Below are 22,923 nucleotides of genomic sequence, written 5' to 3' on the forward strand. Positions count from 1 at the left end.
TAGCCCGAAGCGGGGCATCCAGGGTATCGAAAGCTGCGGCCGTGGCCATGGAGCCCGGGCCGCGTGCCCGGGTCCGGTTCTAGAGGCCGGCCTTGGCGAAGAGGTCGTCGAGCAGCGGGTCGACGCTGGGCGAGTTCTTCTTGATGAAGGCCAGGAGCTTGCGCTCGTTCTCGTGCAGCGTGTCGTCGCGGTTGATCCGCTCGCTGAGCCAGCGCGCCTCCTCGTGATCGATCGCTTCGCGCGACAGCGCCTCGCTGACTCGTGCGGCCTCGCGCTCGCGCTCGAGCTTGGCGGCGCGGTTGCCGAAGATGTCCGCCTCCGCCATGGCCTCGCGCACGGGCACGTCGCCGGACCCCAGGGCCTTGCCCATCTGGCCGAGCAGGCGGCCGACGCCGCGCCGGTCCTTGAGCCAGGCCTCGCGGCGCAGGGCCTCGTCGGCGTCGGGGACGACCGGCGCGCCGCGCGGGAACATCAGGTGGTTGGCGATGGCCTTGACGAAGAGGTCGCTCCAGCTGGGCGCGTTCTCGGCCGTAATCGTGGCGTCGTTGAGGTCGAACATGAGCTCGGCTTCGGTCCGTGTGACGGTCAGGCCGCCGCCGCTGGCGCCGGCGTAGATCACCTTGCGGATGATCTCGACGTCGGCCGGGCTGATCACTGCCGGCGGCCGGTTCGAACCATAGGCCGCGGTCTCCGGCCGCAGCACGCTCTCGCCTACCGCCTCCAGGACGAAGACAGCGAGCTGCTCCGGGCAGGACTTGGCCCAGTGGATCACGTTGATCAGCAGCTCGAGCTCGCTGCTGTCGTCGACCCGGCCGTCGCTCGCGATGTTCTCGATCAGGAAGTCGCCCAGCTCCTGGTCGACGTAGCCCTTGGGCTTGGCCTGCCAGACGAAGAAATCCGTCAGCGCGTCGACGTAGAACTGGGTCCAGGCGGGGTCCTTGGTGCTGCAGGCGTGGTCGAGACGGAACACGTCCCGCGCCTCCCTGGGATCGACCAGGCTGTCGTGAAAGACCTCGCGACGCAGCCTGAGCACGTCGTCGGCCGTGATCGAGCCTGTGGCGGCGATTTCCTCGACAAGGGCGGAGGAGGTCAGGGTGTCGCTCATGTCAGCGCCTCTCTGGGGTTGCGGGCGAACGCGCCGCCAAGTCTTAACCATTCGCACAGTTTCGCTAAGATTCCGCTAAGCGGGCCAGTAAGCGGGCGGGGCCGGCGGCTCGGCTTGAAGGCACCCCCGCGCTTACCCACATAGGTCTAGACGGCGCCATTCTGGGCCGTCTGCGGTGCCGGAGGCCTCGTTGAGGGTTCGGTTCGCATCGGTGAAACGACAGCCCTTGCTCAAGGCGGAGGAGGATGCTGGGCATGACCCGATTGTCGCTCTTCAACAGCCCCCTGTTTCTCGGTTTCGACCAGGTCGAAGCTGCCCTCGACCGTGTGTCCAAGCACGGCGCGGACGGCTACCCGCCCTACAACGTCGAGCAGCTGGGTGAGAATCGCCTCAAGATCACCCTGGCCGTGGCCGGCTTCTCTTCCGAAGACCTGCAAGTCCAGATCGAGGACAATCAGCTCATGATCAGGGGCCGGCAGGCCGATGACCCGGAGCGGGTCTACCTTCACCGCGGCATCGCCGCGCGACAGTTTCAGCGCTCCTTTGTCCTGGCCGAGGGCATCGAGGTGATCGGCGCGTCGCTGGAGAACGGTCTGCTCAGCATCGAGCTCGAGCGGCCGCTCACGGAGCCGCAGGTCCGCACGATCGACATCGTGTCGTCCGCGGGCAGCGGCCGCGCCGAGGTCATCGACGGCAAGGCGAAGGCGGCGCCCAGGAAGTCGGGCGCCAAGACCGCCTGAGCGGATCTCCAGGCGATCATTCCAAGGAGGAGACCATGCGCGAATCGACGCAGACCCCCCAGTTCTCCCAGCAGGACTTCCGGGTGCTCGGCATGAACGACCTCGCTTACGTCCGGAGCATCAAGGTCGATGGAGCCAGCGCCTTCGCGGTCCACGCGGCCGACGGCCGGCAGGTCGCAGTCCTACCCACCCGGGAGCAGGCCTATGCGGCCGTCCTTCAGCATGAAATGACTCCCGTTGAAGTGAACTGATCGGGGGCCTTCCGCAAACTGTCGAAAACGCCCTCGCGCCGCTTTAGGGCCTGTTGACATTCACGGCGCGCTCCTGGCGGGAGCGGATTTGCGCCGGAGCCAGGAGCGGGAGGCGCCGTGGGTTGGGCCCCACAAGGCCTTCCGCGACGCCGCCCCGGCGCAAACGCGCCCCGTCCCGAAGGGATCCGGCGCAATCAGCCCGCTGCCGCGTTGCTCCCGGAAACTGAGACTGGGGTCGAATATGCTCTGCATGTCATTCCTCCTCGCGCCTAACAGCAGGCCGATTTCACTCGGACCAGGAGCGCGCCCTGAATGACAACAGGCCCTAGGCGGCGTGGCTAGTGCTGGCTTCGGTAAGCAGCGCGTAGAGCGCCTCGGACTTGTCGGTGCCGCGCAGCTTCTCGCAGATCGCGGCGTCACGCAGGAGGCGGGACACGCGGGCCAGGGCCTTCAAGTGGTCCGCGCCGGCGGTCTCGGGCGCCAGCAGCAGGCAGATCAGGTCAACCGGCTGCTCGTCGATCGCATCGAAATCGATCGGTTTGTCGAGGCGTGCAAAGAGCGCGTAGAGGCGGTCGAGGCCCGGCAGCTTGCCGTGAGGAATGGCGATGCCGTTACCGACGCCGGTGGTGCCCAGGCGCTCGCGTTCGATCAGGACCTCGAAAATCGAGCGCTCCGGCTGCCCCGTCAGGTCGGCCGCCCGCTTCGCCAGCTCCTGCAGCGCCTGCTTCTTGCTGGTGACGTGCAGCTTGGCCACGACCCCTTGCGGGACGATTAGATCGCGAATTTCCATTCCGCACCCTTAGACCTGTGAAAGGTTACGAGCGGCGATTACCGCGGGGGTCGAGCCAGCCGATGTTTCCATCGCGGCGCCGGTAGACCATGTTGAGGCCGCCATGGGCCGGGTTCCGGAACATCAAGGCCGACTGGTCCGACAGATCCATGCGCATCACCGCCTCGCTGACAGTCAGGCTGGGGATCTCGGTCGTCATCTCGGCGATGACCATGGGCTGGTCCGGGGTTTCGCCCTGGCTTTCCGGCGAGTCCGACTCCTCGTCCAGGTCGGCCAAAATGTACTGCTGCGCCGGCAGCGTTTCATCGTCGATCTGCGCCGGCGGCTTGTGGTGATCGCGCAGGCGCCGCTTGTGGCGCCGCAGCCGCTTGGAGAGGCGGTCGGCCGCCACGTCGAAAGCGGGGTAGGGATCATCGGCCTCGCCGTGCGCCTCGAGCAGGATGTTGCGGCCGACATGCGCCGAAATCTGCGTGCGATAGCCGTGCGCCTCGCGGGCGAAGGTGACCCGTGCCTCGATGGCGTCCCCGAAATACTTGCCCAGCATACGGTTCAGGCTGTCGTCCACGTGGTCGCGTAGGACCTGGCCGACATCGAGCTGTTTACCTTTTACGGTGAGCTGCATCGATTCAGTTTTCGGGCGTCCAAGAGACCGTTGCCGCCCCGTTTCCCTGGCGCCCGAAGGCGCTCCCGGTCGGCGGTGCGGCGGACCATAGGCACGCCCTCCCTGCAAGTCAATAGCACCAGCTGACCGACCATCCTGGTGCTCCATCGAGGCCGGCGCAAGGGCCTTGAGGCCTTCGTCGGCGCCTCTGTCCGGGACTAGAGGCGCCGGCATTTCAGGCGCCGCCTTTGGGAGGACGAGGGGATCCGCAGGGCCTCTCGGTACTTCGCGACGGTTCTCCGCGCGATCTCGATGCCGTCCTTGCGCAGCTGGCTGACCAGGGCTTCGTCGGACATCGGCTTCTTGGGGTCTTCCGCCTCGATCAGCTGCTTGATCCGGTGCCGCACAGATTCGGCGGCGTGAGCCGCCCCGGTCTCGGTCGCGGTGATCGACGCGCTGAAGAAGTACTTGAGCTCGAAGGTGCCGCGCGGCGTCGCTATAAACTTGTTCGAGGTGACCCGGCTCACCGTCGACTCGTGCATCTCGATCTCGGCCGCGACGTCGCGCAGGGTCAAGGGACGCAGGTGCGTGACCCCCTTGTGGAAGAAGGCATCCTGCTGGCGCACGATCTCCGAGGCGACCTTCAGGATCGTCGTGGCCCTCTGGTGCAGGGACTTGACCAGCCAGCTCGCGGACTGGAACCGCTGGGTGATGAACTCCCGTTCCGAGGCGCTGCGCGCCCGATCCGATATCTGCGCATAGTAGCTGCCGTTGACCAGGACCCGGGGCAGGGTCTCGCTGTTGAGCTCGATCAGCCAGCCGCCGCCAGGCTTGGCCCGCATCAGGATGTCGGGCACGACCGGCTGGATCGGGCCCGATTCGAAGGCGGCGGCGGGTTTCGGATCCAGCGCCCTGATCTCGGCGACCATGTCGGCCAGGTCCTCGTCGTCGACAGCGCAGAGCTTCTGGAGCCGGGCTGCGTCGCCCTCTGCCACCAGGGGAAGGTGGTCGAGCAGGGTCTCGATCGCCGGGTCCAGGCGGTTGCGTTCGGCGAGCTGTATCGCCAGGCACTCGCGCAGGGATCGGGCGAAGATGCCCGTCGGATCGAAGCGCTGCATGCGGCGCAGGGTCGACTCGACCAGGGCGGTGTCGCAGCCCAGGGTGTCTGCCACCTCGGCGAGATCGCCCATGACATAGCCCGCCTCGTCGAGCAGATCGATCAGCTGGATCCCGATCGCCTGCTCGACCGGATCCGACAGCTCGATCTGGATCTGGTAGAGCAGGTGCTGACGGAGGTTCGGAGTCTCGTTCGCCTGCTGTTCGATGCCGGCCTGACCGGCGTCCGTGCCGCCGCCGCCTGACTGTGCGTTGGCGTAGCCGGTCTCCTGGCTCTGCCACCCGCCGTCGGACCAGGAGGTATCCTCGTTCTCGAAAGACGTGTCGAGCGGCGGCTCCGCTTCGCCCGGCAATGTATCGGCCGTGGCCAGGTCCAGCGTATCCGGCTGGCCGGCGTCGCCTGGCTCGGGCTCTCGCTCGGCCGACGCGTCGGCGGCTCCCTCACCCGGCCCGCCGTCCTCGATCGGCGTGCCGGCCTCGCCCGACTCGTCGCGCTCGAGCAGAGGATTCGACTCCAGCTCCTGGTCGACGTAGTCGCGCAACTCCATGTTCGACAACTGCAGCAGCTTGATCGCCTGCTGCAATTGCGGCGTCATTACAAGAGTTTGCGATTGTCGAAGCTCTAGGCGCTGGGTCACGGCCATGGTGGCGACCCTTAGAGGCTAAACGTTTCCCCGAGGTAAACACGGCGAACGTCCGCATGCGACACGATCTCGGAGGGCTTGCCCTGCATCAAGACGACGCCATCGTGAATTATATAGGCCCGATCGATGACTTCCAGCGTCTCCCGCACGTTGTGATCGGTGATCAGGACGCCGATGCCCCGGTCCTTGAGGTGGGAGACCAGATTGCGGATGTCGCTGATCGCGATCGGGTCGATCCCGGCCAAGGGCTCGTCGAGCAGAATGAAGTTCGGCCGCGAGGCCAGCGCCCGGGCGATTTCGACCCGCCGACGCTCCCCGCCGGACAGTGCGATCGCCGGCGAGTGCCGGAGATGCTCGATCGAGAATTCCTCGAGCAGCGCGTTGAGCGAGTCCTTGCGCACGCGTCGGTCGGACTCGACCACCTCGAGCACGCTCATGATGTTCTGCTCGACCGAGAGGCCGCGAAAGATCGAGGCCTCCTGGGGCAGGTAGCCGATGCCGAGGCGGGCGCGGCGGTACATGGGCTGGCCGGTGATCTCCTGGCCGTCGAGGGTCACCCGGCCGTGATCCGGCGCCAACAATCCGGTGATGATGTAGAAGCAGGTGGTCTTGCCGGCGCCGTTGGGACCGAGCAGGCCGACCGCTTCGCCACGGTGTACGGAAATGTTGACACCGCGCAGGACCGGGCGCTTGCGGAAGCTCTTGCCGAGATTGTAGGCCACCAGGCCCTCGGTATCCGCCACCAGGGTCGGGCCCTCCGGGCGCGGCGCGCCCAGCGGCTGGTGGCTGTGAGGGACATCGTTCATCGAGACCTCTCGGAGCCGGCGTCCGCCAACTCTAGTTTTCCTGGTCTTCGGGCACCAGGAGCCCGCGCACCCGATCGTCGCCCGACTGCCCCGGGGGCGCCCCCAGAAGGCGGCTGACGCCGGTTGCCATGTTCATCTCGGCGTACTCGCCGTTCACCTGATCGTTGCCCCGGGTAATCTTGACCTCGCCGGACAGCGTGGCGATCTGATCCTTCACGTAATACACGCCTCCGTCGCCGCTCGCAAACTCGCCGGGCGTGGTGATCTCTACGTTCCCGTCGGCGCGGATCGTGGTGAGTTCCAGGTCGCCCGTCTTGTTGGGCTGAAAGTAGGCGGTCAGCACGTCGGCGCGCACCTCCTGGTCGTCGCGCTCGGCGACGGCTTCGCCGCGGGCGACAGCGATCTTCCGGTCCTCCCAATACTCCAGGCTGTCCCGGGCGCGCACGACATCCTGCTCCGTCACCAGCCGCAGGTTGTCGCCGGTCAGAAGAAGCAGTCCCTTGTCGACGTCGTAGACCCCCTTGTCGCCATAGGCGGTCTCGCTCGGCGAGGTAAGCTTCACCGCGCCGTCCGCCTCGATGCGGAAAATCTCGGCTTCGCCCTGATCCGACGTCCGGTAGTGGGCGGTCAGGACCTCGGCGTACACCGTGAGTTCGCCCCGGGTGGCGCGGGCATCGCCGCGCGCGATGTAGAGCTTGTCCTTGCGGTGCCACTCGATGCCTTCTTCGGCATCGATCTCGATGGCTTTGCCGGCGCCCCCCGCACCCAGGCTCTGGGCCGCCGCCCCGGCCGGCAGGCCGGCCAGCGCGGCCAGTGCGAGGATGGGCAGGAGAGCGCGCCGCAACAGCGCCGGGACCATCACGTTCCCCCTCTGTCGACCTGGGGGTAGATCAGCACGCGGCTGCGCCCGGTGAAGATGATCCTCTCGCCCTTGTCGAGCACCTGGAAGCCCTGGGCCTTCAGCTCGCCCTCCGGGCCCTGTCCTGCCACGGCCTCGCGGCCCCGGGCGGTGCCCGCCGCCAGGTCGATCCGCGCCGACTCGGTCTTGATCTCGAAACCGCGGTCATGGAACAGCGTCACGTCGCCGTAGAGATCGAGGGTCTGGGCAAGCTGATCGTAGCGGCCGGTGCGGGCGTCGAGCGCTAGCCAGGTGCCGCTGTCCAGGGTGATGTCGCCCTTCGGCAGGTCGAGGATGACGACGTCGCTGTTTCCGGACGACCGCGAGGCCTGCTCGGCGGTCAGGTTGTAGGGCTGGCCGCTACTGTCGACTCCCTCGAAGTGGGGGTCGAACAGGGTCATTGTTCCGGTCTGGCTCAGGGAGACGTCGGAAACCTTGACCTTGACGCCGCCGATCTCGGTCTGGAGCTGCGGCCAGAACACGACGAGCAGGAACATGGCCACGGCCGCCACGGGGAGCACCACTTTCAGGACGCCCACGAGGGCGTAGTAGCCGGGGCGCCCGTGCAGCGCCGCGCCACCCGCGGCGCCTCTCGGCGCCAGGCTGTCCAGGTTCGAGCCGCTCTGCGTCTGGTTCGCCTCCGACACGCTGGTCTCGCTTCCTCTCAGGCGACCCCGACACGCAGGCAGTCGTGCATCCGGACGATCCCGACCGGGCGGCCGTTCTCGACCACAAAGAGGCTGGTGATGTTGTACTCGTTCATGATCGCCAAGGCCTCTGCGGCGAGCAGGTTCTCGTCAGTCGTCTTCGGGGCCGGCGTCATGACTTCCTCGGCCCGGCGCTCCAGGAGGTCGGGCGCCATGTGGCGGCGAAGGTCACCGTCGGTGATGATGCCGAGCAGGCGGCGGTCCGGACCGACCACGCCGAGGCACCCGAAGGTGCGGTTCGTCATTGTCAGGATCGCCTCCGACAACACCGTGTCCGGCTCGCAGAGCGGGAGTTCCTCCTCGCCGCGCATCAGGTCCTTAACCCGGACCAGCATCTGGCCGAGCGAGCCGCCGGGATGCAGGCTGTGGAAGTCTTGGGCCGTGAAACCCTTGCGTTCGAGCAGCGCGATCGCCAAGGCGTCGCCCAGCGCCATCATCGCCGTGGTCGACGTGGTTGGTGCGAGACCCATGGGGCAGGCCTCCTCCATCTTGGGCAGGATGAGCGCAATGTTGGATTCGTTCGCCAGGGTGGAGTCGGGCCGGCTGGTCATGCCGATCAGCGGGATGCCGAAGCGCCGGCAATGGGCGACCAGATCGGCCAGCTCGACCGTTTTTCCGGAGTTCGACAGGGCAAGCAGCGCGTCGTCCCGCATGATCATGCCCAGGTCGCCGTGGCTCGCCTCGCCCGGATGGACGAACTGCGCCGGGCAGCCGGTCGAGGCCAGGGTCGCCGCGATCTTGCGCGCGATGTGGCCGCTCTTGCCCATGCCGGTCACCGTCACCCTGCCGGTCACGGCCGCCAGGCAGTCGACCGCGGCGATGAACGAGCGGTCGAGGGCGCGGCTCAGCGCCGCCAGGGCTTCGGCCTCGGTCGCGAGGACGCGCCGCGCGGCCTGTAGGTCGCCGGCGTCTTCCGCGCTCTCGGTTTCGGCCAATTGGGGTACGGAGCTCATCAAACAGATCCCTCTCGTGGTTCTCTCAATCCGCCCCTTCGCCACCTGATCGTTGGTATTATACGGATCTCGTTAAGAGATATCCGCAAAGTCCTTTTTTCTGCGCCCCAACGTCTCATACCCGGCCCCGGGGCCGGGCTCAATGGGCAAAAAGATCGATATCGCCCCAGCCGGCCAGATCGAGGCGGGCCCGAGTCGGCAGGTATTCGAAGCAGGCGGCCGCGAAATCGGCCCGCCCTTCGCGGCGAAGCATCTCGTCCAGGGCCTCGCGCAGACGGTGAAGGTAAAGCACGTCGGTCGCCGCATAGCGCAGCTGCTCCTCGCTCAAGGTTGCGAGCCCCCAGTCCGACGACTGCTGCTGCTTGGAGATCTCCACGCCGAGCAGATCCCGGCATAGGTCCTTCAAGCCGTGCCGGTCGGTAAAGGTTCTGGCGAGCTTCGAGGCGATCTTGGTGCAGTAGAGCGGCGCGGCCACCGTCTCCAGGTAACGCTCGATCACCGCAAGGTCGAAGCGGGCGAAGTGGAACAGCTTGGTAACGCCGGGGTCGCCGAGCACGGCGCGCAGGCGCGGCGCGCGATAGTCCCGCTCCGCGAACTGCACCAGGTGGCAGACCCCGTCGCCGGCGGAAAGTTGCACCAGACACAAGGGATCGCGCGCCGGGTTCAGTCCGAGGGTCTCGGTATCGACGGCGAGGCTGTCGCCGAGGTCCAGGCCCTCGGGCAGATCGTTCTGATAGAGCTTGATTTCCACGCTCGGAACACCGGCTGGGGGCTCGGCGTCTTCCGCGCGGCCCGGAGTTGGCGCATTCTCGCCTCGGCGCTTGGCTTGTCAAGCGTGTCGGGATATAGGTGGCGCAGTCCGCCGACGGCGGGTTTGCTCGCCGCCCGGCGGATTCGGGGGACTGGACGGGGAAGCGGTCATGGCGCAGAGCGTCGTCACGATTTTCGGCGGTTCCGGTTTCATCGGACGCTACGTCGTGGAGCGACTGGCCCGGCAGGGCTGGACCGTCCGCGTCGGTGTGCGCAATCCGGCCGAAGCGGCCTTCCTCAAGCCTCTGGGCGACGTCGGCCAGATCACGCCGCTGCGCAGCCCACTGCAAGACGACGCCACGGTGCGCGCGCTCGTCGAAGGGGCTGATGCTGTCATCAACCTGGTCGGACTGCTGTTCGAGAAGGGCCGTCAGACTTTCGAGGCCGTGCACGTGGACGGTGCGCGGCGGATCGCCGAAGCCGCGGCAGCGGCCGGCGCCAGGCGCATGGTCCAGATGTCCGCGATCGGCGCGGACCCGCGCTCGCCGGCCGACTACGCCCGCACCAAGGCGGCGGGGGAGGAGGCCGTGCGCGCCGCCTTTCCCGGCGCGGCCGTGGTGCGGCCGAGCATCGTCTTCGGCCCCGAGGACGGCTTCTTCAACCTTTTCGCCGGCCTCGCCCGCCTGTCGCCAATCTTGCCGCTGGTCGGCGGCGGCAAGACCCGGTTTCAGCCGGTCTACGTCGGCGACGTGGCCGACGCCGTGGCGCTCTGCGCGACCGACCCGGCGACCGCCGGCAAGACCTACGAACTGGGCGGGCCCGAGATCTTCAGCTTCAAGGAGCTGCTCGAGATCATGCTGAGAGAGATCGGCCGGCGCCGCCTGCTGCTGCCGCTGCCGTTCTGGGCCGCGACGGTCCAGGCTTCGGTTCTCCAGCTCGCGCCGACGCCCCTCCTGACGCCGGACCAGGTCCGCCTGCTGAAGTCCGACAACGTTGTCGGCGCCGGCGCCCTTACGCTGGACGACCTCGGCATCCAGCCGACCGCTCTCGGGGTCGTGCTGCCGACCTACCTCGACCGCTACCGCCGGCACGGCCGCTTCGGCCGGCGCCTCGGCACGCCCTAGATGTGAGCTTGCAATAGGTTGTCCACTCGGCCCTGACCGAGGAAGCTGATGGTGCTGAAACATCCGTTTCCAAGGAGGAGCCGAATGGACATCCACAAGAATGCACGCCTGACGCCGCTTAGTCGAGCCGAGCTGGTGCGACGGATCCTCGATGAGGGACAGGCGCCCACGGCCGTGGCTAGGGCCTTGGGGGTCTGTACCAAGACCGTCGGCAAATGGGTCGCCCGCTTCCAGGCGGAAGGACCGCAGGGCTTGCGGGATCGCTCTTCCCGGCCGCACAAGCTGCGCCGGCCGACCTCGGCGCCGATCATCGAGCGGATCGAAACCTTGCGCCGCGAGCGCCGGACCGGACAGCAGATCGCCGCCGAGGTCGGGGTCTCAACGGCCACCGTCAGCCGCGTCCTGCGGCGGCTCGGCCTCAACCGGCTCAAACACCTCGAGCCGGCCGAGCCGGTCCGCCGCTACCAGCGCGACACGCCTGGCGAGATCCTCCACATCGACATCAAGAAGCTCGGCCGCTTCAGCCGAACCGGTCACCGCATCACCGGCGACCGCACAGGCCAGAGCAACACCCGCGGCGTCGGCTGGGAGTACGTCCATGTCTGCGTCGACGACGCCTCGCGTGTCGCCTTCACCCAGATCCTGCCAGACGAGAGAAAACTCAGCGCCATCGCCTTCCTCAAGGCCGCCGTCGCCTACTACACAAGCCTCGGCGTCACGGTCCAGCGCGTCATGACCGATAACGGCTCCTGCTACCTTTCCAAGGACTTCGCCAAAGCCTGCAAGCAGCTCAAGGTCAAGCACATCAGAACCAGACCCTACACGCCGAAGACCAACGGAAAGGCCGAGCGCTTCATCCAGACCGCGCTACGGGAATGGGCCTACGCCCGCGCCTACGAAAACTCAGATCAGCGCGCAAAAGACCTGCCAGCCTGGACCCACCGCTACAACTGGCACAGACCTCATGCTAGCCTCAAAGCAAAAACACCAATCAGCAAACTCGGCCCAGACGAGGACAACCTGTTGAGGCTCCACACCTAGAGCAGATCGCGGTCAAATGAATCGCCTGAGGCGATCCATTTGCCGCGTGAATCCGCTCTAGGCGCGCAAGGGCGCCTCGTAGATCAGGTAGAACAGCACCGCCGCCAGGGCGACCCGGTAGACCACGAAGGGCGTGAAGCTGGCGCGGCGCAGCCATTTCATCATGGCGGCGATCGCCAGCAGGGCGGAGAGGAACGCGAGTCCGGCCGCCACGGCGGCGTTGAGCCCCAGTTCCAGGCTGCCCGACTGATAGAGGTCGCGCCCGGCCAGGGTCGACGCCCCGAGGATTGCCGGCACCGCCAGCAGGAGCGAGAAGCGGGCCGCCTCGCCGCGTTCGAAGCCGCAGAAGCGGGCCGCCGTCATCGTGATGCCGGCGCGGCTGGTGCCGGGAATGAGTGCCAGCACCTGGGCGCAGCCGATGAAGGCGACCATGCCCAGGTTGAGGTGCTCCACCCGGCGGATGGTCAGCCCCATCTGGTCGCCGATGAACAGGAGCAGCCCGAAGCCGAGCGTGGCGCTGGCCACCACCGTCGGGTTGCGCAGGCTCTCGATTACCAGGTCCTTCGCCAGCAGTCCGACGATGACCAGGGGGATGCTGCCGAGCACCACGTAGAGGGCGAGGCGCGTGCCCCGGTCCGGCTTGCCGACCAGCAGCTTGAGCAGGCCGGCCGCCATCTCGATGATATCGCGGCGAAAATAGAGCAGGACGGCGAGCAGCGTGCCGAGGTGCACGGCCACGTCCAGGACCAGTCTCTGGCGCTCGCTCTGCTCGACCTGGTCCATTCCGACGGCATCGAAGACGTGCCAAGTCAGAACGAGGTGGCCGGAGGATGAGATGGGGAGAAACTCGGTGATGCCCTGAATAAGGGCGAGGATCGCGAGGTGCAGAAACGGCAAAATCTCTTTCCTCGGAGTGTCGAGCCGTAGGGCTTATAACAAGCCTCGAAACCCGCGCCCAGAAGAGATATAGTCTCGAAACGGGATCAATTCTTGCCGTCCCTAGCGGCCGACCAGCCGAACTTTCGCGGCACCGCGGCCGCAGCGAGAGAGAATGTCAGTTTTACTGACTTAGTTTCGCGAAAAGGCTGGCCAACCAAGGTTCTTCGTCGTATAACGACGTGAACCGGGAGCGACGGCGCCGAGCGACGGCGGCCTTTCGACGCCCCTTGGAGTCCCAGAGAAGGCCGGAGCGAGAGGGAGGCCGCCTTATGGCAGGCAGCATGCTGAAATTTGTCGATATCGGCCAGCGGATGCCGGACAAGCGCGAAGCCGGCGAGCGGCGCGAGGACTTCGCCGAGATCTACCGGGAGTTCGACCCCGCGGCGGCGGCGGATCAGGCGAGCCGCTGTTCCCAGTGCGGCGTGCCCTTCTGCCAGGTCCACTGCCCGCTGCACAACAACATCCCCGACTGGCTCATGCTGACCGCCGAGGGCCGGCTCGAGGAGGCCTACGAGCTGGCCCAGTCGACCAACAACTTCCCCGAGATCTGCGGGCGCATCTGTCCCCAGGACCGGCTGTGCGAAGGCAACTGCGTGATCGAGCAGGCGGGCCACGGCACGGTGACGATCGGCTCGGTCGAGAAGTACATCACCGAGACCGCCTGGCAGCAGGGCTGGGTCCGCCCGGTCAGTCCGCGCCGCGAGCTCGCGGCCTCGGTCGGCATCATCGGTGCCGGGCCGGCCGGGCTGGCGGCCGGCGAGGAGCTGCGGCGCAAGGGCTACCAGGTCACGATCTACGACCGCTATGACCGGGTCGGCGGCCTGCTGATCTACGGAATTCCCAACTTCAAGCTCGAGAAGGAGGTGGTGAACCGCCGGGCCGAGCTGATCGCCGACGGCGGCGTCACCTTCAAGCTCAACTTCGAGGTCGGCCGCGACGCCAGCCTGGCGGAGCTGCGCCAGCGCCACGACGCCGTCCTGATCGCCACCGGCGTCTACAAGGCGCGCGACGTCAAAGTGCCGGGGGTCGGCCTGCCCGAGGTCTTCCCGGCCCTGGACTTCCTGATCGCCTCGAACCGCAAGGGCCTTGGCGACGAGATCCCGGCCTGCGACTCGACCCGGCTCGACGCGCATGGCAAGCACGTCGTCGTGGTCGGCGGCGGCGACACCGCCATGGACTGCGTGCGCACCGCGGTGCGCCAGGGCGCCAAGTCGGTGAAGTGCCTCTACCGCCGCGACCGGGCCAACATGCCGGGCTCCCAGCGCGAGGTCGGCCACGCCGAGGAAGAGGGCGTCGAGTTCGTCTGGCTCTCGGCGCCCGAGGCCGTGCTGGGCGACGGCAAGGTCGAGGCCGTGCGGGCGCTGAAGGTCCACCTCGGCGTGCCCGACACCTCGGGACGCCAGGCGCCGGAGGTGATCCCGGACTCGTCCTTCACGCTCGAGGCCGACATGGTGATCAAGGCGCTCGGCTTCGATCCCGAGCCGATCCCCCAGCTGTTCGGCGAGCCCGAGCTGCAGGTCAGCGGCTGGGGCACCATCATGGTCGACTTCCGCTCGATGATGAGCAACCTCGACGGGGTCTTCGCCGCCGGCGACATCGTGCGCGGCGCCTCCCTCGTGGTCTGGGCGGTGCGCGACGGCCGCGACGCCGCGCGCGAGATCGACGGCTACCTGAGGAACAAGATGCCGGCCGATGCCGTGCCGGTGGCGGCGGAATAGAAGGCGAGAGACGGAATGTCCAACCAGGCGAAGAGTTGCCCGGATCACGGCTTAAATGGTCAGTGGCGAGACGAAGCCGAGCGCCTCGCCCGCGTGGGCCTCTACGACCCGGCGGAGGAGCACGACGCCTGCGGCGTCGGACTGGTCGCCTCGATCGACGGGCGGCCGCGGCGCGAGGTGGTGGTTGCCGGCATCGAGGCGCTCAAGGCGGTCTGGCACCGCGGCGCGGTCGACGCCGACGGCAAGACCGGCGACGGCGCCGGCATCCACGTGCAGATCCCCCAGGCGTTTTTCCGGAAGCACATCGCGTTGACCGGCCACGAGCCCCGGGACGGCATGATCGGCGTCGGCATGATCTTCCTGCCGCGCACCGACCTGGGCGCCCAGGAGCGTTGCCGGGTGATCGTCGAGCGCGAGATCCTCAAGGCCGGCCTCACGATCTACGGCTGGCGCCAGGTGCCGGTGAACACCGAGGTGATCGGCGAGAAGGCCAACGCCGCGCGGCCCGAGATCGAGCAGCTGATGATCGCCAACAGCCAAGACGTCGACGCGCGCAGCTTCGAGACCGCGCTCTACGTCGTCCGCCGCCGCATCGAGCGCGCCGCGGAGCTCGAGTCGATCAAGGACTTCTACATCTGCTCGCTGTCCTGCCGGTCGATCATCTACAAGGGCATGTTCCTGGCCGAGCAGCTGACCGCCTTCTATCCCGACCTGCTCGACGAGGGCTTCGTCTCCAACTTCGCCATCTTCCACCAGCGCTACTCGACCAATACCTTCCCCAACTGGTGGCTGGCCCAGCCCTTCCGGGTGCTGGCCCACAACGGCGAGATCAACACGATCAAGGGCAACACCAACTGGATGAAGGCCCACGAGTGCCGCCTGGCGAGCGAGGACCTGGGCGAGTCGATCGAGGACCTCAAGCCGATCATCCAGTCGGGCAGCTCGGACTCGGCGGCGCTCGATGCGGTCTTCGAGCTCATGGTGCGCGCCGGCCGCGACCTGCCCATGGCCAAGACCATGATGATTCCCGAGGCCTGGAGCCAGAACCGCTCCATGCCGCAGGCCCAGAAGGATCTCTACGCCTACTGCAACGCGGTGATGGAGCCGTGGGACGGGCCGGCGGCGATCTGCGCCTACGGCGGCCGCTGGGCGGTCGCGGGCCTGGATCGCAACGGGCTCCGGCCGCTGCGCTACACCATCACCGACAAGGGCCTGCTGTTCGCCGGCTCGGAGACCGGCATGGTGCGCCTGCCGGAGGATTCGATCCTGGAGAAGGGCCGGATCGGCCCGGGCGAGATGATCGCGGTCGATCTCTTCGACGGCCGGCTCTACCACGACGACGAGATCAAGGAGCATCTCGCGGCGCAACGGCCCTTCGGCAAGTGGGTCGAGCAGATCACCGTGATCGACGACCTGATCAAGCCCGACCACGGCGAGCCTTCCGAGCTGGACCGCGACGCCCTGCGGCGGCACCAGCTCGCCTTCGGCATGACCATGGAGGATCTGGAACTGATCCTCCATCCTATGGTCGCGGACGCCAAGGAAGCGGTCGGCTCCATGGGCGACGACGCGCCGCTCGCCGTGCTCTCGGACCAGGCCCGCAGCCTGCACCACTTCTTCCGGCAGAACTTCAGCCAGGTGACCAATCCGCCGATCGACTCCCTGCGCGAACGCCGGGTCATGACCCTGAAGACGCGGCTCGGCAACCTGGGCAACGTGCTCGACGAGGACGAGAGCCAGATGCGCGTGCTGCAGCTCGACTCGCCGGTGCTTTCCAACGCCGAGTTCGATGCCATGCGCCGCTATCTCGGCGGGTCCGCGCTCGACATCGACTGCACCTTCGACGCGGCCGACGGCGAGGACCTGGGCGCGGCGCTGCGCCGCATCAGCCGGGAGGCCGAGGACGCCGTGCGCGGCGGCTGCGAGCACCTGGTCCTGAGCGACGAGGCGCTCGGCGCGGAGCGGGCGCCGATCCCCATGATCCTCGCGACCGGCGCGGTCCACACCCACCTGATGCGCCAGAACCTGCGCACCTTCGCCTCGATCAATCTGCGCAGCGGCGAATGCGTGGACGTGCACTACTTCGCCGTGCTGATCGGCGTCGGCGCGACCACGGTCAACGCCTACCTGGCCCAGGAGTGCATCGCCGACCGCCACCGGCGGGGCCTGTTCGGCACGCTCAGCCTGGAAGACTGCGTGCGGCGCTACCAGAGCGCGGTCGACGACGGCCTGCTCAAGGTCATGTCCAAGATGGGCATCTCGGTCCTCTCGTCCTATCGCGGCGGCTGCAACTTCGAGGCGGTCGGCCTGTCGCGCACCCTGGTCGACGAGTTCTTCCCCTCCATGCCGAGCCGCCTGTCGGGCATCGGCCTGACCGGCATCCAGCGCAACGTGCTGGAGCGCCACGAGAAGGCCTGGAACGACGACGTCCTGGCGCTGCCCGTGGGCGGCTTCTACCGCTACCGGCGCGGCGGCGAGCAGCACGCCTGGGAAGCCAAGCTGATCCACACGCTGCAGGCCGCGGTCGCTACCGATTCCTACTCGACCTACAAGAAGTTCAGCGAGGGACTGCGCGCGCTCGCGCCTTCGTCCCTGCGCGACCTGCTGGACTTCAAGGCCGAGGGCATGACCCCGGTGCCGCTCGAGGAGGTCGAGTCGATCACCTCGATTCGCAAGCGCTTCGTCACCCCGGGCATGTCGCTCGGCGCGCTCAGCCAGGAAGCCCACGGCACGCTCAACATCGCGATGAACCGCATGGGCGCCAAGTCGGACTCCGGCGAGGGCGGCGAGGACCCGCGGCGCTACGTGCCGCGGCCGAACGGCGACAACGAGAACTCGGCGATCAAGCAGATCGCCTCGGGCCGCTTCGGCGTCACCGCCGAGTACCTCAACATGTGCCGCGAGATCGAGATCAAGGTCGCCCAAGGCGCCAAGCCGGGCGAGGGCGGCCAGCTGCCCGGCTTCAAGGTCAGCGAGGTGATTGCCAAGCTCCGCCACTCGACGCCCGGCGTGATGCTGATCTCGCCGCCGCCGCACCACGACATCTACTCGATCGAGGACCTGGCCCAGCTGATCTACGACCTGAAGCAGATCAACCCCGACGCCCGGGTCTGCGTCAAGCTGGTGGCCCGCTCGGGCATCGGCACGATCGCCGCCGGCGTGGCCAAGGCCAAGGCCGACGTGATCCTGATCTCCGGGCACTCGGGGGGCACTGGCGCCTCGCCGCAGACCTCGATCAAGTATGCCGGCGTGCCCTGGGAGATGGGCCTGTCCGAGACTCACCAGGTGCTGACCCTCAACCGCCTGCGTCACATGGTGCGCCTGCGCACCGACGGCGGCATCAAGACCGGGCGCGACGTGGTGATCGCAGCGATGCTGGGCGCCGAGGAGTTCGGCGTCGGCACCGCCTCGCTGGTCGCCATGGGCTGCATCATGGTGCGCCAGTGCCACTCCAACACCTGTCCGGTCGGCGTCTGCACCCAGGATCCGGCGCTCCGCGCCAAGTTCACCGGGACGCCGGAGAAGGTGGTCAACCTGTTCAGCTTCATGGCCGAGGAGGTGCGCGAGATCCTGGCCTCGCTGGGCGCCCGGAGCCTCAACGAGGTCGTCGGCCGCACCGACCTGTTGGCCCAGGTCAGCCGCGGCGCGTCACACCTCGACGACCTCGACCTCAACCCGATCCTGGCCATGGCCGATCCCGGCGACAACCCGGTCTACTGCACCATGACCGAGCGCAATCCGGTGCCCGACACGCTGGACGCGCAGATCCTGGCCGACTCCGGGGCGCTCTTCGAGGTCGGCGAGAAGATGCAGCTGCAGTACACGATCCGGAACACCCACCGGGCGATCGGCACCCGCCTCTCGTCGATGATCACCCGCCGCTTCGGCATGACCGGCCTGAAGCCCGGCCACATCACCGTGCGCCTGCGCGGCTCGGCCGGGCAGTCGCTGGGCGCCTTTGCGGTCCAGGGCCTGAAGCTGGAGCTGTTCGGCGACGCCAACGACTACGTCGGCAAGGGCCTCTCCGGCGGCACCATCGTGGTCCGCCCCATGACCGCGAGCGCGCTGGAGAGCAACCGCAACACGATCATCGGCAACACCGTGCTCTACGGCGCCACGGCGGGCCGGCTGTTCGCGGCCGGCCAGGCCGGCGAGCGCTTCTGCGTACGCAACTCCGGGGCCACCGCGGTGGTCGAGGGCTGCGGCTCCAACGGCTGCGAATACATGACCGGCGGCGTCGCCGTGCTGCTCGGCGCGGTCGGCAACAACTTTGCGGCGGGCATGACCGGCGGGATGGCCTTCGTCTACGACCCGGACGACCTGCTGCACGAGCGGATCAACGAAGACTCGGTGATCTACCAGCGGATCGAGACCGACCACTGGGAGGCCCTGGTGCGAGACCTGGTCCGGCAGCATCAGCAGGAGACCCAGTCGCGCTTCGCCGAGCGCCTGCTGATCGACTGGTCCAAGGAGCGCGCCAAGCTGTGGCAGATCGTTCCCAAGGAGATGCTCGACCGCCTCGAGCATCCGGTCACCCGGGCCGCGGCCGAGCAGCGCGCCTGAGCGGCGCCCCCGTTCCGGACAGGGGTGCGTCAGAGAGGGGCGCGAGGCATGGAGCTGCGGCCGGCCACGGAGCATGACCTCGACTTCATCCTCGCCCAGGAGGCGCTGCCGGGCTACGACCGCTTCATCTGCCCCTGGCCGCGGGCGCGCCACGAGGCGGAGATGGTGGATCCCGACAAGGCTTACCTGATCGGCGAGGACGGCGGAGAGCGGCTCGGCTACGCCATCCTCGCCGGCCTCGCCTCGCCGCACCGCTCGATCGGTCTGTGGCGGGTCGTGGTGGCCGCGCCGGGCCAGGGCCTCGGCCGGCGCTTCATCCGTGAGATCATGGCCTGGGCCTTCGAAGAGCGGGCCGCCCACCGCCTGTGGCTCGACGTGTTCGACGACAACAAACGGGCGGAAGCCGCCTACCGCGCGCTCGGCTTCGTCGAGGAAGGCCGCACGCGCGAATCGGTGCTGCGCCCCGACGGCTTCGCCACACTGATCCTGTTCTCGCTGCTGGAATCGGAGTATCGGCGGCTCTGACGCCGGGCCGATAGCGCTCGCGCTCGGCCCCTCGGGCCGCTATTTTGCCGCGCCATGCGAACCCTCTACCACTTCCCGCTCGATGCGGGCAGCCGCAAGCTGCGGATCCAGCTGGCCGAGAAGTCCCTCGAGGCCGCGCTCAAGGTGGATAAGGCCTGGGAGCGGCGCGAGCGCTTCCTCGACCTGGATCCGGGAAGCGAGCTGCCGGTGCTGATCGAGGCCGACGGCACCAAGATCGCCGGCGCCGCCGTGGCGGGGGAGTATCTGGAAGACGCCTATCCGACCCCGAATCTGCTGGGCGCCGACCCGATCGACCGCGCCGAGACCCGGCGGCTGGTGATCTGGTTCGGCGGCCGGTTCCACCAGGAGGTGACCCGGAACCTGGTCGAGGAGAAGCTGATGAAGCGCTATCTGCGTCTCGGCCAGCCGGACACGGCGGCGATCCGCGCCGGCCACGCAAACATCCGCTATCACCTGGACTACATCGCGTGGCTGACCGAGCAGCGCCACTGGCTGGCCGGCGAGACGCTCACCCTGGCCGACATCACGGCGGCCGCCGAGCTCTCGACCGTCGACTACCTGGGCGATGTGCCCTGGAGCGACCGCCCCGCGGCCAAGGACTGGTACGCCAGGATGAAGTCGCGGCCGAGCCTGCGCCCGCTGCTGAGCGATGCGATCGCGGGCATTCCGCCCGTCCCGCACTACGCGGACCCGGATTTCTAGCGGGCTGCCGAAAATCTTGAGCTCTTGATCACCCTCATCCTTCGACAGGGGGCGCAGCCCGGCGCTTCGCGCGGATGAGGGTGCTTGTTTGAAACATCACACCCTCACCCTGAGCTTGTCGGAGGGTGATGGTGCCGGCTGGGCACCTTTGGTAGCACCACGACGAGAGAGTGATGGTTTGAGGCCCTGTCCGTCGTGAATACCCCGAACCCGAATTTGCTCTACTCGACCTTGACGTCGAGCGCTTCCAGGTAGCGCCGCGCCGCGTCGCCCGACGGGCCCTCGGGTGCGTGCAGCAGGACGTCCAGCCAGTCGGAGCGGGCGCCGTCCGCGTCGCCCTCCTCGCGGCGCAGCAGGCCGCGCACGAGAAGGCCTTCGGGGTTGTCCGGCTCGGACGCGAGCGCGTTCTCGATATCGGCCCAGGCTTCCGCCGTGTTGCCAGCCTTGCGGTTGGCGTCCGCCCTCAGGATACGGATCTCGGCGCGCTCGGGCGCGATCTCCCGGGCGCGGCTCAGGTCGGCGATGGCTTCCTGGTAGTCGCCGGCATAGGCCCAGGCGATCGCGCGGTCGATCAGCAGCTCTACGTGGTCGGGCGCGAGGTCCAAGGCCGCGGTCTGCACCGCCAGGGTCCGCCTGATCTCGCCGGCCTGCAGCCAGGCCTGGCCGGCCTGGTGGAGCGCCTCGACGGTCAGCGCTTTGTCGGTCTGATTGAGCTCTTCGGCCAGCGTCTCCAGGCGCATCGCGGCCTCGGCAAAATAGCCCAGCACGAGCAGGGCCACGGCGGCGCAGTGCCGGGCCTGGGTGCCGCCGCCGTTCCGCTGCCAGTTCTGGGCGTCCTCGTAGGCGCCCTCGGGATCCTCGGCGGCCCGGAAGAGGCAGTCCGCGTAGACCTGCTCCGGCGGCGGCTCCGGCGCCGGGCCGGCGGCCGCCACGGCCAGGGCCGCGGACGCCACGGCCAGGATGCGGCACGACCTGTAAGAAGACACGCGCGAGCCTTTCTTTTCCGCTGTCCGGGCCTGCCTTCTCGAGGCCCGCGGTCCCCGGGAAGAAAGCCTGATCGCCGGGCCGAATCAAGCGCCCCACCACTGCCACCGCGACGTGGGCGCGCGCGTGCTCCGCTTGCCTCTCGACTCCGCCGCCCCGATCGGGCACGAGAACAGAGCGCGCACCACCCTTAAAAGACGTCCACCGAGCCATGTCCCGAGAAACCGCCACCCCACGCCTGTTCTGCTTCGGCCTCGGATACTCCGCGCAGGTCCTGGCGGGCCGTCTGGCTGCCCGGTCCTGGCGGATCGCCGGCACCACCCGCTCGGAGGAGAGCAGAAGGACGCTTGAATCCCAGGGCTTCGAAGTCCACCTCCTGCCGCCGGGCGGTTCCCTGGAAGACCCGGCCGGCGCCCTGGCCGGCACGACCCATCTCCTGTCGAGCGTGCCGCCGGACGAAGAGGGCGATCCCGTGGTTGGGCGCCACGGGGCGGACATCGCCGCGATACCCGGACTCGCCTGGGCCGGCTACCTCTCGACCACCGGCGTCTACGGCGATCGCGACGGCGGCTGGGTCGACGAGGAGTCGGCGCTACGGCCCACGGGAAGGCGCGGCCGCCTGCGCGTTGCGGCCGAGCATGCCTGGCTGGAGCTGGGCCGCCGCGACGGCCTCCCGGTCCACATTTTCCGCCTCGCCGGCATCTACGGCGCCGGACGCAACGCCCTCGAGTCGGTCCGGGCGGGCAGAGCCAAGCGGATCGACAAGCCGGGCCAGGTGTTCAGCCGGATTCACGTCGAGGATATCGCCACGGTGCTCGAGGCCTCGATGGCCCGGCCCAATCCGGGCCGCATCTACAACGTCTGCGACGATGACCCCTGTCCCCCGGCGGAGGTGATCGCCCACGCCTGCGCGCTGCTCGAGGTGACGCCGCCGCCGCTGGTGCCCTTCGCCGAGGCCGAGCTCTCGCCCATGGGCCGTTCCTTCTATCAGGACAGCAAGCGGGTCTCGAACCGGCGGATCAAGGAAGAGCTCGGGGTCGCCTTGCGCTATCCCGATTATCGCGCGGGCTTGGATGCGCTCTTGCGTTCTAGCGCGTGACCGGCGGCGGCCGCCAGCTCGTCCAGTACCGCGCCCAGGCGCGCCAGTTCCCCCGGCTCGGAAAGGCGGTGGCCGCCGCCCTTGATCAGGGTGACCTCGACGTCGGTCGCCTGCAGCCGTTCGGCCAGGGTCATCGAGACCTGCCACGGCACGTCGGGGTCAGCCAGCCCGTGGACCAGGCGCACCGGGCAGCGGATCGCGACGCTGTCGCGCAGCAGCAGGTTGCGGCGGCCCTCCTCGATCAGCTTCATGGTGATCGTGTAGGGTTCGTCGCCGTAGTCCGAGGGTTCGCGGTAGACGCCGTCCCGCGTCAGCGTCTCGCGCACCGACTCGGGGTAGCGCGCCCACATCAGGTCCTCGGTGAAATCCGGCGCCGCGGCGATCCCCATGAGGCCGCAGACCCGTTCGGGTCGCGCCAGCGCGGCCAGCAGCATGATCCAGCCGCCCATCGAGGAGCCGACCAGGATCTGCGGTCCCTCGGTCAAGGCGTCGAGCGCCTGCACCGCGTCGTCGGCCCAGACACCGATCGTGCCCTCGTCGAAACGGCCGGAGGAAGCGCCGTGGCCCTGGTAGTCGAATCGTAGGAATGATCGCTTACGCTCGCGCGCCCAGGCCTCGAAGGCGAGCGCCTTCGTTCCTGTCATGTCGGACATGAAGCCGCCGAGGAAGACGATACCTGGTGCAGACCCCGCGGTCTTGTGGTAGGCGATGATTCGCCCATCGGGGCACCGCAGGGTTTCCGGATGGCTGTCTGAATCGAGGTCCGTCGAAGGCATGGCTGGACGCGGTATTTTCGCAAAGATTGGCAAGGCTAGCACCGCGCGCGCGGCGGAAGAAGAGGGACCG

21 protein-coding genes are annotated in these 22,923 nt (G+C 68.1%); 9 read left to right on the plus strand and 12 right to left on the minus strand.

The features are described 5' to 3' along the window. Window positions 1-79 precede the first annotated feature (79 nt). Window positions 80-1,105 (minus strand): hypothetical protein, encoded by a 1,026-nt coding sequence (locus QNJ67_04740; protein ID MDJ0608262.1) that lies wholly within the window; start codon window positions 1,103-1,105, stop codon window positions 80-82. Window positions 1,106-1,359: 254 nt separating this feature from the next. Here QNJ67_04740 and QNJ67_04745 point away from each other — a divergent pair, with 254 nt between their 5' ends. Together QNJ67_04745 and QNJ67_04750 are read left to right on the plus strand one after the other, a co-directional pair. Next, the gene (locus QNJ67_04745) at window positions 1,360-1,845 is read left to right on the plus strand and encodes an Hsp20 family protein (GenBank protein ID MDJ0608263.1); all 486 of its coding nucleotides are present in this window, start codon (window positions 1,360-1,362) and stop codon (window positions 1,843-1,845) included. 35 nt (window positions 1,846-1,880) lie between these two features. After that, window positions 1,881-2,096 carry a DUF1150 family protein gene (locus tag QNJ67_04750; protein ID MDJ0608264.1) on the plus strand — a complete coding sequence of 72 codons (216 nt, stop codon included), beginning with the start codon at window positions 1,881-1,883 and terminating at the stop codon, window positions 2,094-2,096. A gap of 325 nt (window positions 2,097-2,421) precedes the next feature. Here QNJ67_04750 and ptsN read toward each other — a convergent pair whose 3' ends face one another. The 8 genes from ptsN to QNJ67_04790 all read right to left on the minus strand — a co-directional run bounded on the left by ptsN (window position 2,422) and on the right by QNJ67_04790 (window position 9,362). Next, the gene (gene ptsN, locus QNJ67_04755) at window positions 2,422-2,886 is read right to left on the minus strand and encodes a PTS IIA-like nitrogen regulatory protein PtsN (protein ID MDJ0608265.1); all 465 of its coding nucleotides are present in this window, start codon (window positions 2,884-2,886) and stop codon (window positions 2,422-2,424) included. A 25-nt stretch (window positions 2,887-2,911) separates the two neighbouring features. Then, window positions 2,912-3,508 carry a ribosome-associated translation inhibitor RaiA gene (gene raiA / locus QNJ67_04760; GenBank protein ID MDJ0608266.1) on the minus strand — a complete coding sequence of 199 codons (597 nt, stop codon included), beginning with the start codon at window positions 3,506-3,508 and terminating at the stop codon, window positions 2,912-2,914. Between the two features lie 197 nt (window positions 3,509-3,705). Continuing rightward, window positions 3,706-5,247 (minus strand): RNA polymerase factor sigma-54, encoded by a 1,542-nt coding sequence (gene rpoN, locus QNJ67_04765; protein ID MDJ0608267.1) that lies wholly within the window; start codon window positions 5,245-5,247, stop codon window positions 3,706-3,708. Window positions 5,248-5,258: 11 nt separating this feature from the next. After that, on the minus strand, window positions 5,259-6,053 hold the full coding sequence (gene lptB / locus QNJ67_04770; GenBank protein MDJ0608268.1) for an LPS export ABC transporter ATP-binding protein: 795 nt from the start codon (window positions 6,051-6,053) through the stop codon (window positions 5,259-5,261). 31 nt (window positions 6,054-6,084) lie between these two features. Then, on the minus strand, window positions 6,085-6,912 hold the full coding sequence (locus QNJ67_04775) for an LptA/OstA family protein (protein MDJ0608269.1): 828 nt from the start codon (window positions 6,910-6,912) through the stop codon (window positions 6,085-6,087). Beyond that, window positions 6,912-7,598, minus strand: coding sequence for an LPS export ABC transporter periplasmic protein LptC (gene lptC / locus QNJ67_04780; GenBank protein MDJ0608270.1), 687 nt, complete (start codon window positions 7,596-7,598; stop codon window positions 6,912-6,914). Before lptC ends, QNJ67_04775 begins: the two co-directional genes overlap by 1 nt. Window positions 7,599-7,615: 17 nt before the next feature. Further along, window positions 7,616-8,611 (minus strand): KpsF/GutQ family sugar-phosphate isomerase, encoded by a 996-nt coding sequence (locus QNJ67_04785; GenBank protein MDJ0608271.1) that lies wholly within the window; start codon window positions 8,609-8,611, stop codon window positions 7,616-7,618. 139 nt (window positions 8,612-8,750) lie between these two features. Next, window positions 8,751-9,362 (minus strand): ribonuclease D, encoded by a 612-nt coding sequence (locus QNJ67_04790; protein ID MDJ0608272.1) that lies wholly within the window; start codon window positions 9,360-9,362, stop codon window positions 8,751-8,753. Window positions 9,363-9,531: 169 nt separating this feature from the next. On the opposite strand from QNJ67_04790, the gene QNJ67_04795 reads away from it, so the two are divergent. Both QNJ67_04795 and QNJ67_04800 read left to right on the plus strand, forming a co-directional pair. Next, the gene (locus QNJ67_04795; protein MDJ0608273.1) at window positions 9,532-10,485 is read left to right on the plus strand and encodes a complex I NDUFA9 subunit family protein; all 954 of its coding nucleotides are present in this window, start codon (window positions 9,532-9,534) and stop codon (window positions 10,483-10,485) included. A gap of 84 nt (window positions 10,486-10,569) precedes the next feature. Then, a complete protein-coding gene (locus QNJ67_04800; GenBank protein ID MDJ0608274.1) occupies window positions 10,570-11,526 on the plus strand; it encodes an IS481 family transposase in 957 nt (318 codons plus the stop codon). Between the two features lie 57 nt (window positions 11,527-11,583). Here the strand turns inward: QNJ67_04800 and QNJ67_04805 are convergent, their stop codons facing one another. Beyond that, window positions 11,584-12,423 carry an undecaprenyl-diphosphate phosphatase gene (locus QNJ67_04805; GenBank protein ID MDJ0608275.1) on the minus strand — a complete coding sequence of 280 codons (840 nt, stop codon included), beginning with the start codon at window positions 12,421-12,423 and terminating at the stop codon, window positions 11,584-11,586. A 311-nt stretch (window positions 12,424-12,734) separates the two neighbouring features. Between QNJ67_04805 and QNJ67_04810 the strand changes: the two genes are divergently transcribed. Genes QNJ67_04810 through QNJ67_04825 form a run of 4 tightly spaced genes read left to right on the plus strand, consistent with a single transcriptional unit; the run spans window position 12,735 to window position 19,994 of the window. Beyond that, window positions 12,735-14,183 carry an NAD(P)-dependent oxidoreductase gene (locus QNJ67_04810; GenBank protein MDJ0608276.1) on the plus strand — a complete coding sequence of 483 codons (1,449 nt, stop codon included), beginning with the start codon at window positions 12,735-12,737 and terminating at the stop codon, window positions 14,181-14,183. A gap of 15 nt (window positions 14,184-14,198) precedes the next feature. Beyond that, window positions 14,199-18,746, plus strand: a complete 4,548-nt coding sequence (gene gltB / locus QNJ67_04815; protein ID MDJ0608277.1) for a glutamate synthase large subunit — start codon at window positions 14,199-14,201, stop codon at window positions 18,744-18,746. Between the two features lie 48 nt (window positions 18,747-18,794). Further along, on the plus strand, window positions 18,795-19,271 hold the full coding sequence (locus QNJ67_04820) for a GNAT family protein (GenBank protein ID MDJ0608278.1): 477 nt from the start codon (window positions 18,795-18,797) through the stop codon (window positions 19,269-19,271). 54 nt (window positions 19,272-19,325) lie between these two features. Next, window positions 19,326-19,994, plus strand: coding sequence for a glutathione S-transferase family protein (locus QNJ67_04825; protein ID MDJ0608279.1), 669 nt, complete (start codon window positions 19,326-19,328; stop codon window positions 19,992-19,994). A 221-nt stretch (window positions 19,995-20,215) separates the two neighbouring features. On the opposite strand, the gene QNJ67_04830 is transcribed toward QNJ67_04825, so the two are convergent. Beyond that, on the minus strand, window positions 20,216-20,980 hold the full coding sequence (locus tag QNJ67_04830) for a tetratricopeptide repeat protein (GenBank protein ID MDJ0608280.1): 765 nt from the start codon (window positions 20,978-20,980) through the stop codon (window positions 20,216-20,218). Between the two features lie 209 nt (window positions 20,981-21,189). Here QNJ67_04830 and QNJ67_04835 point away from each other — a divergent pair, with 209 nt between their 5' ends. Continuing rightward, on the plus strand, window positions 21,190-22,077 hold the full coding sequence (locus QNJ67_04835; GenBank protein MDJ0608281.1) for an SDR family oxidoreductase: 888 nt from the start codon (window positions 21,190-21,192) through the stop codon (window positions 22,075-22,077). Here the strand turns inward: QNJ67_04835 and QNJ67_04840 are convergent. Beyond that, entirely contained in the window at window positions 22,035-22,853 is an 819-nt protein-coding gene (locus tag QNJ67_04840; GenBank protein MDJ0608282.1) for an alpha/beta hydrolase, read from the minus strand. The genes QNJ67_04835 and QNJ67_04840 overlap by 43 nt on opposite strands. Window positions 22,854-22,923: the final 70 nt, after the last annotated feature.

This window comes from Kiloniellales bacterium (assembly GCA_030064845.1).
Lineage (GTDB): Bacteria > Pseudomonadota > Alphaproteobacteria > Kiloniellales > JAKSDN01 > JASJEC01.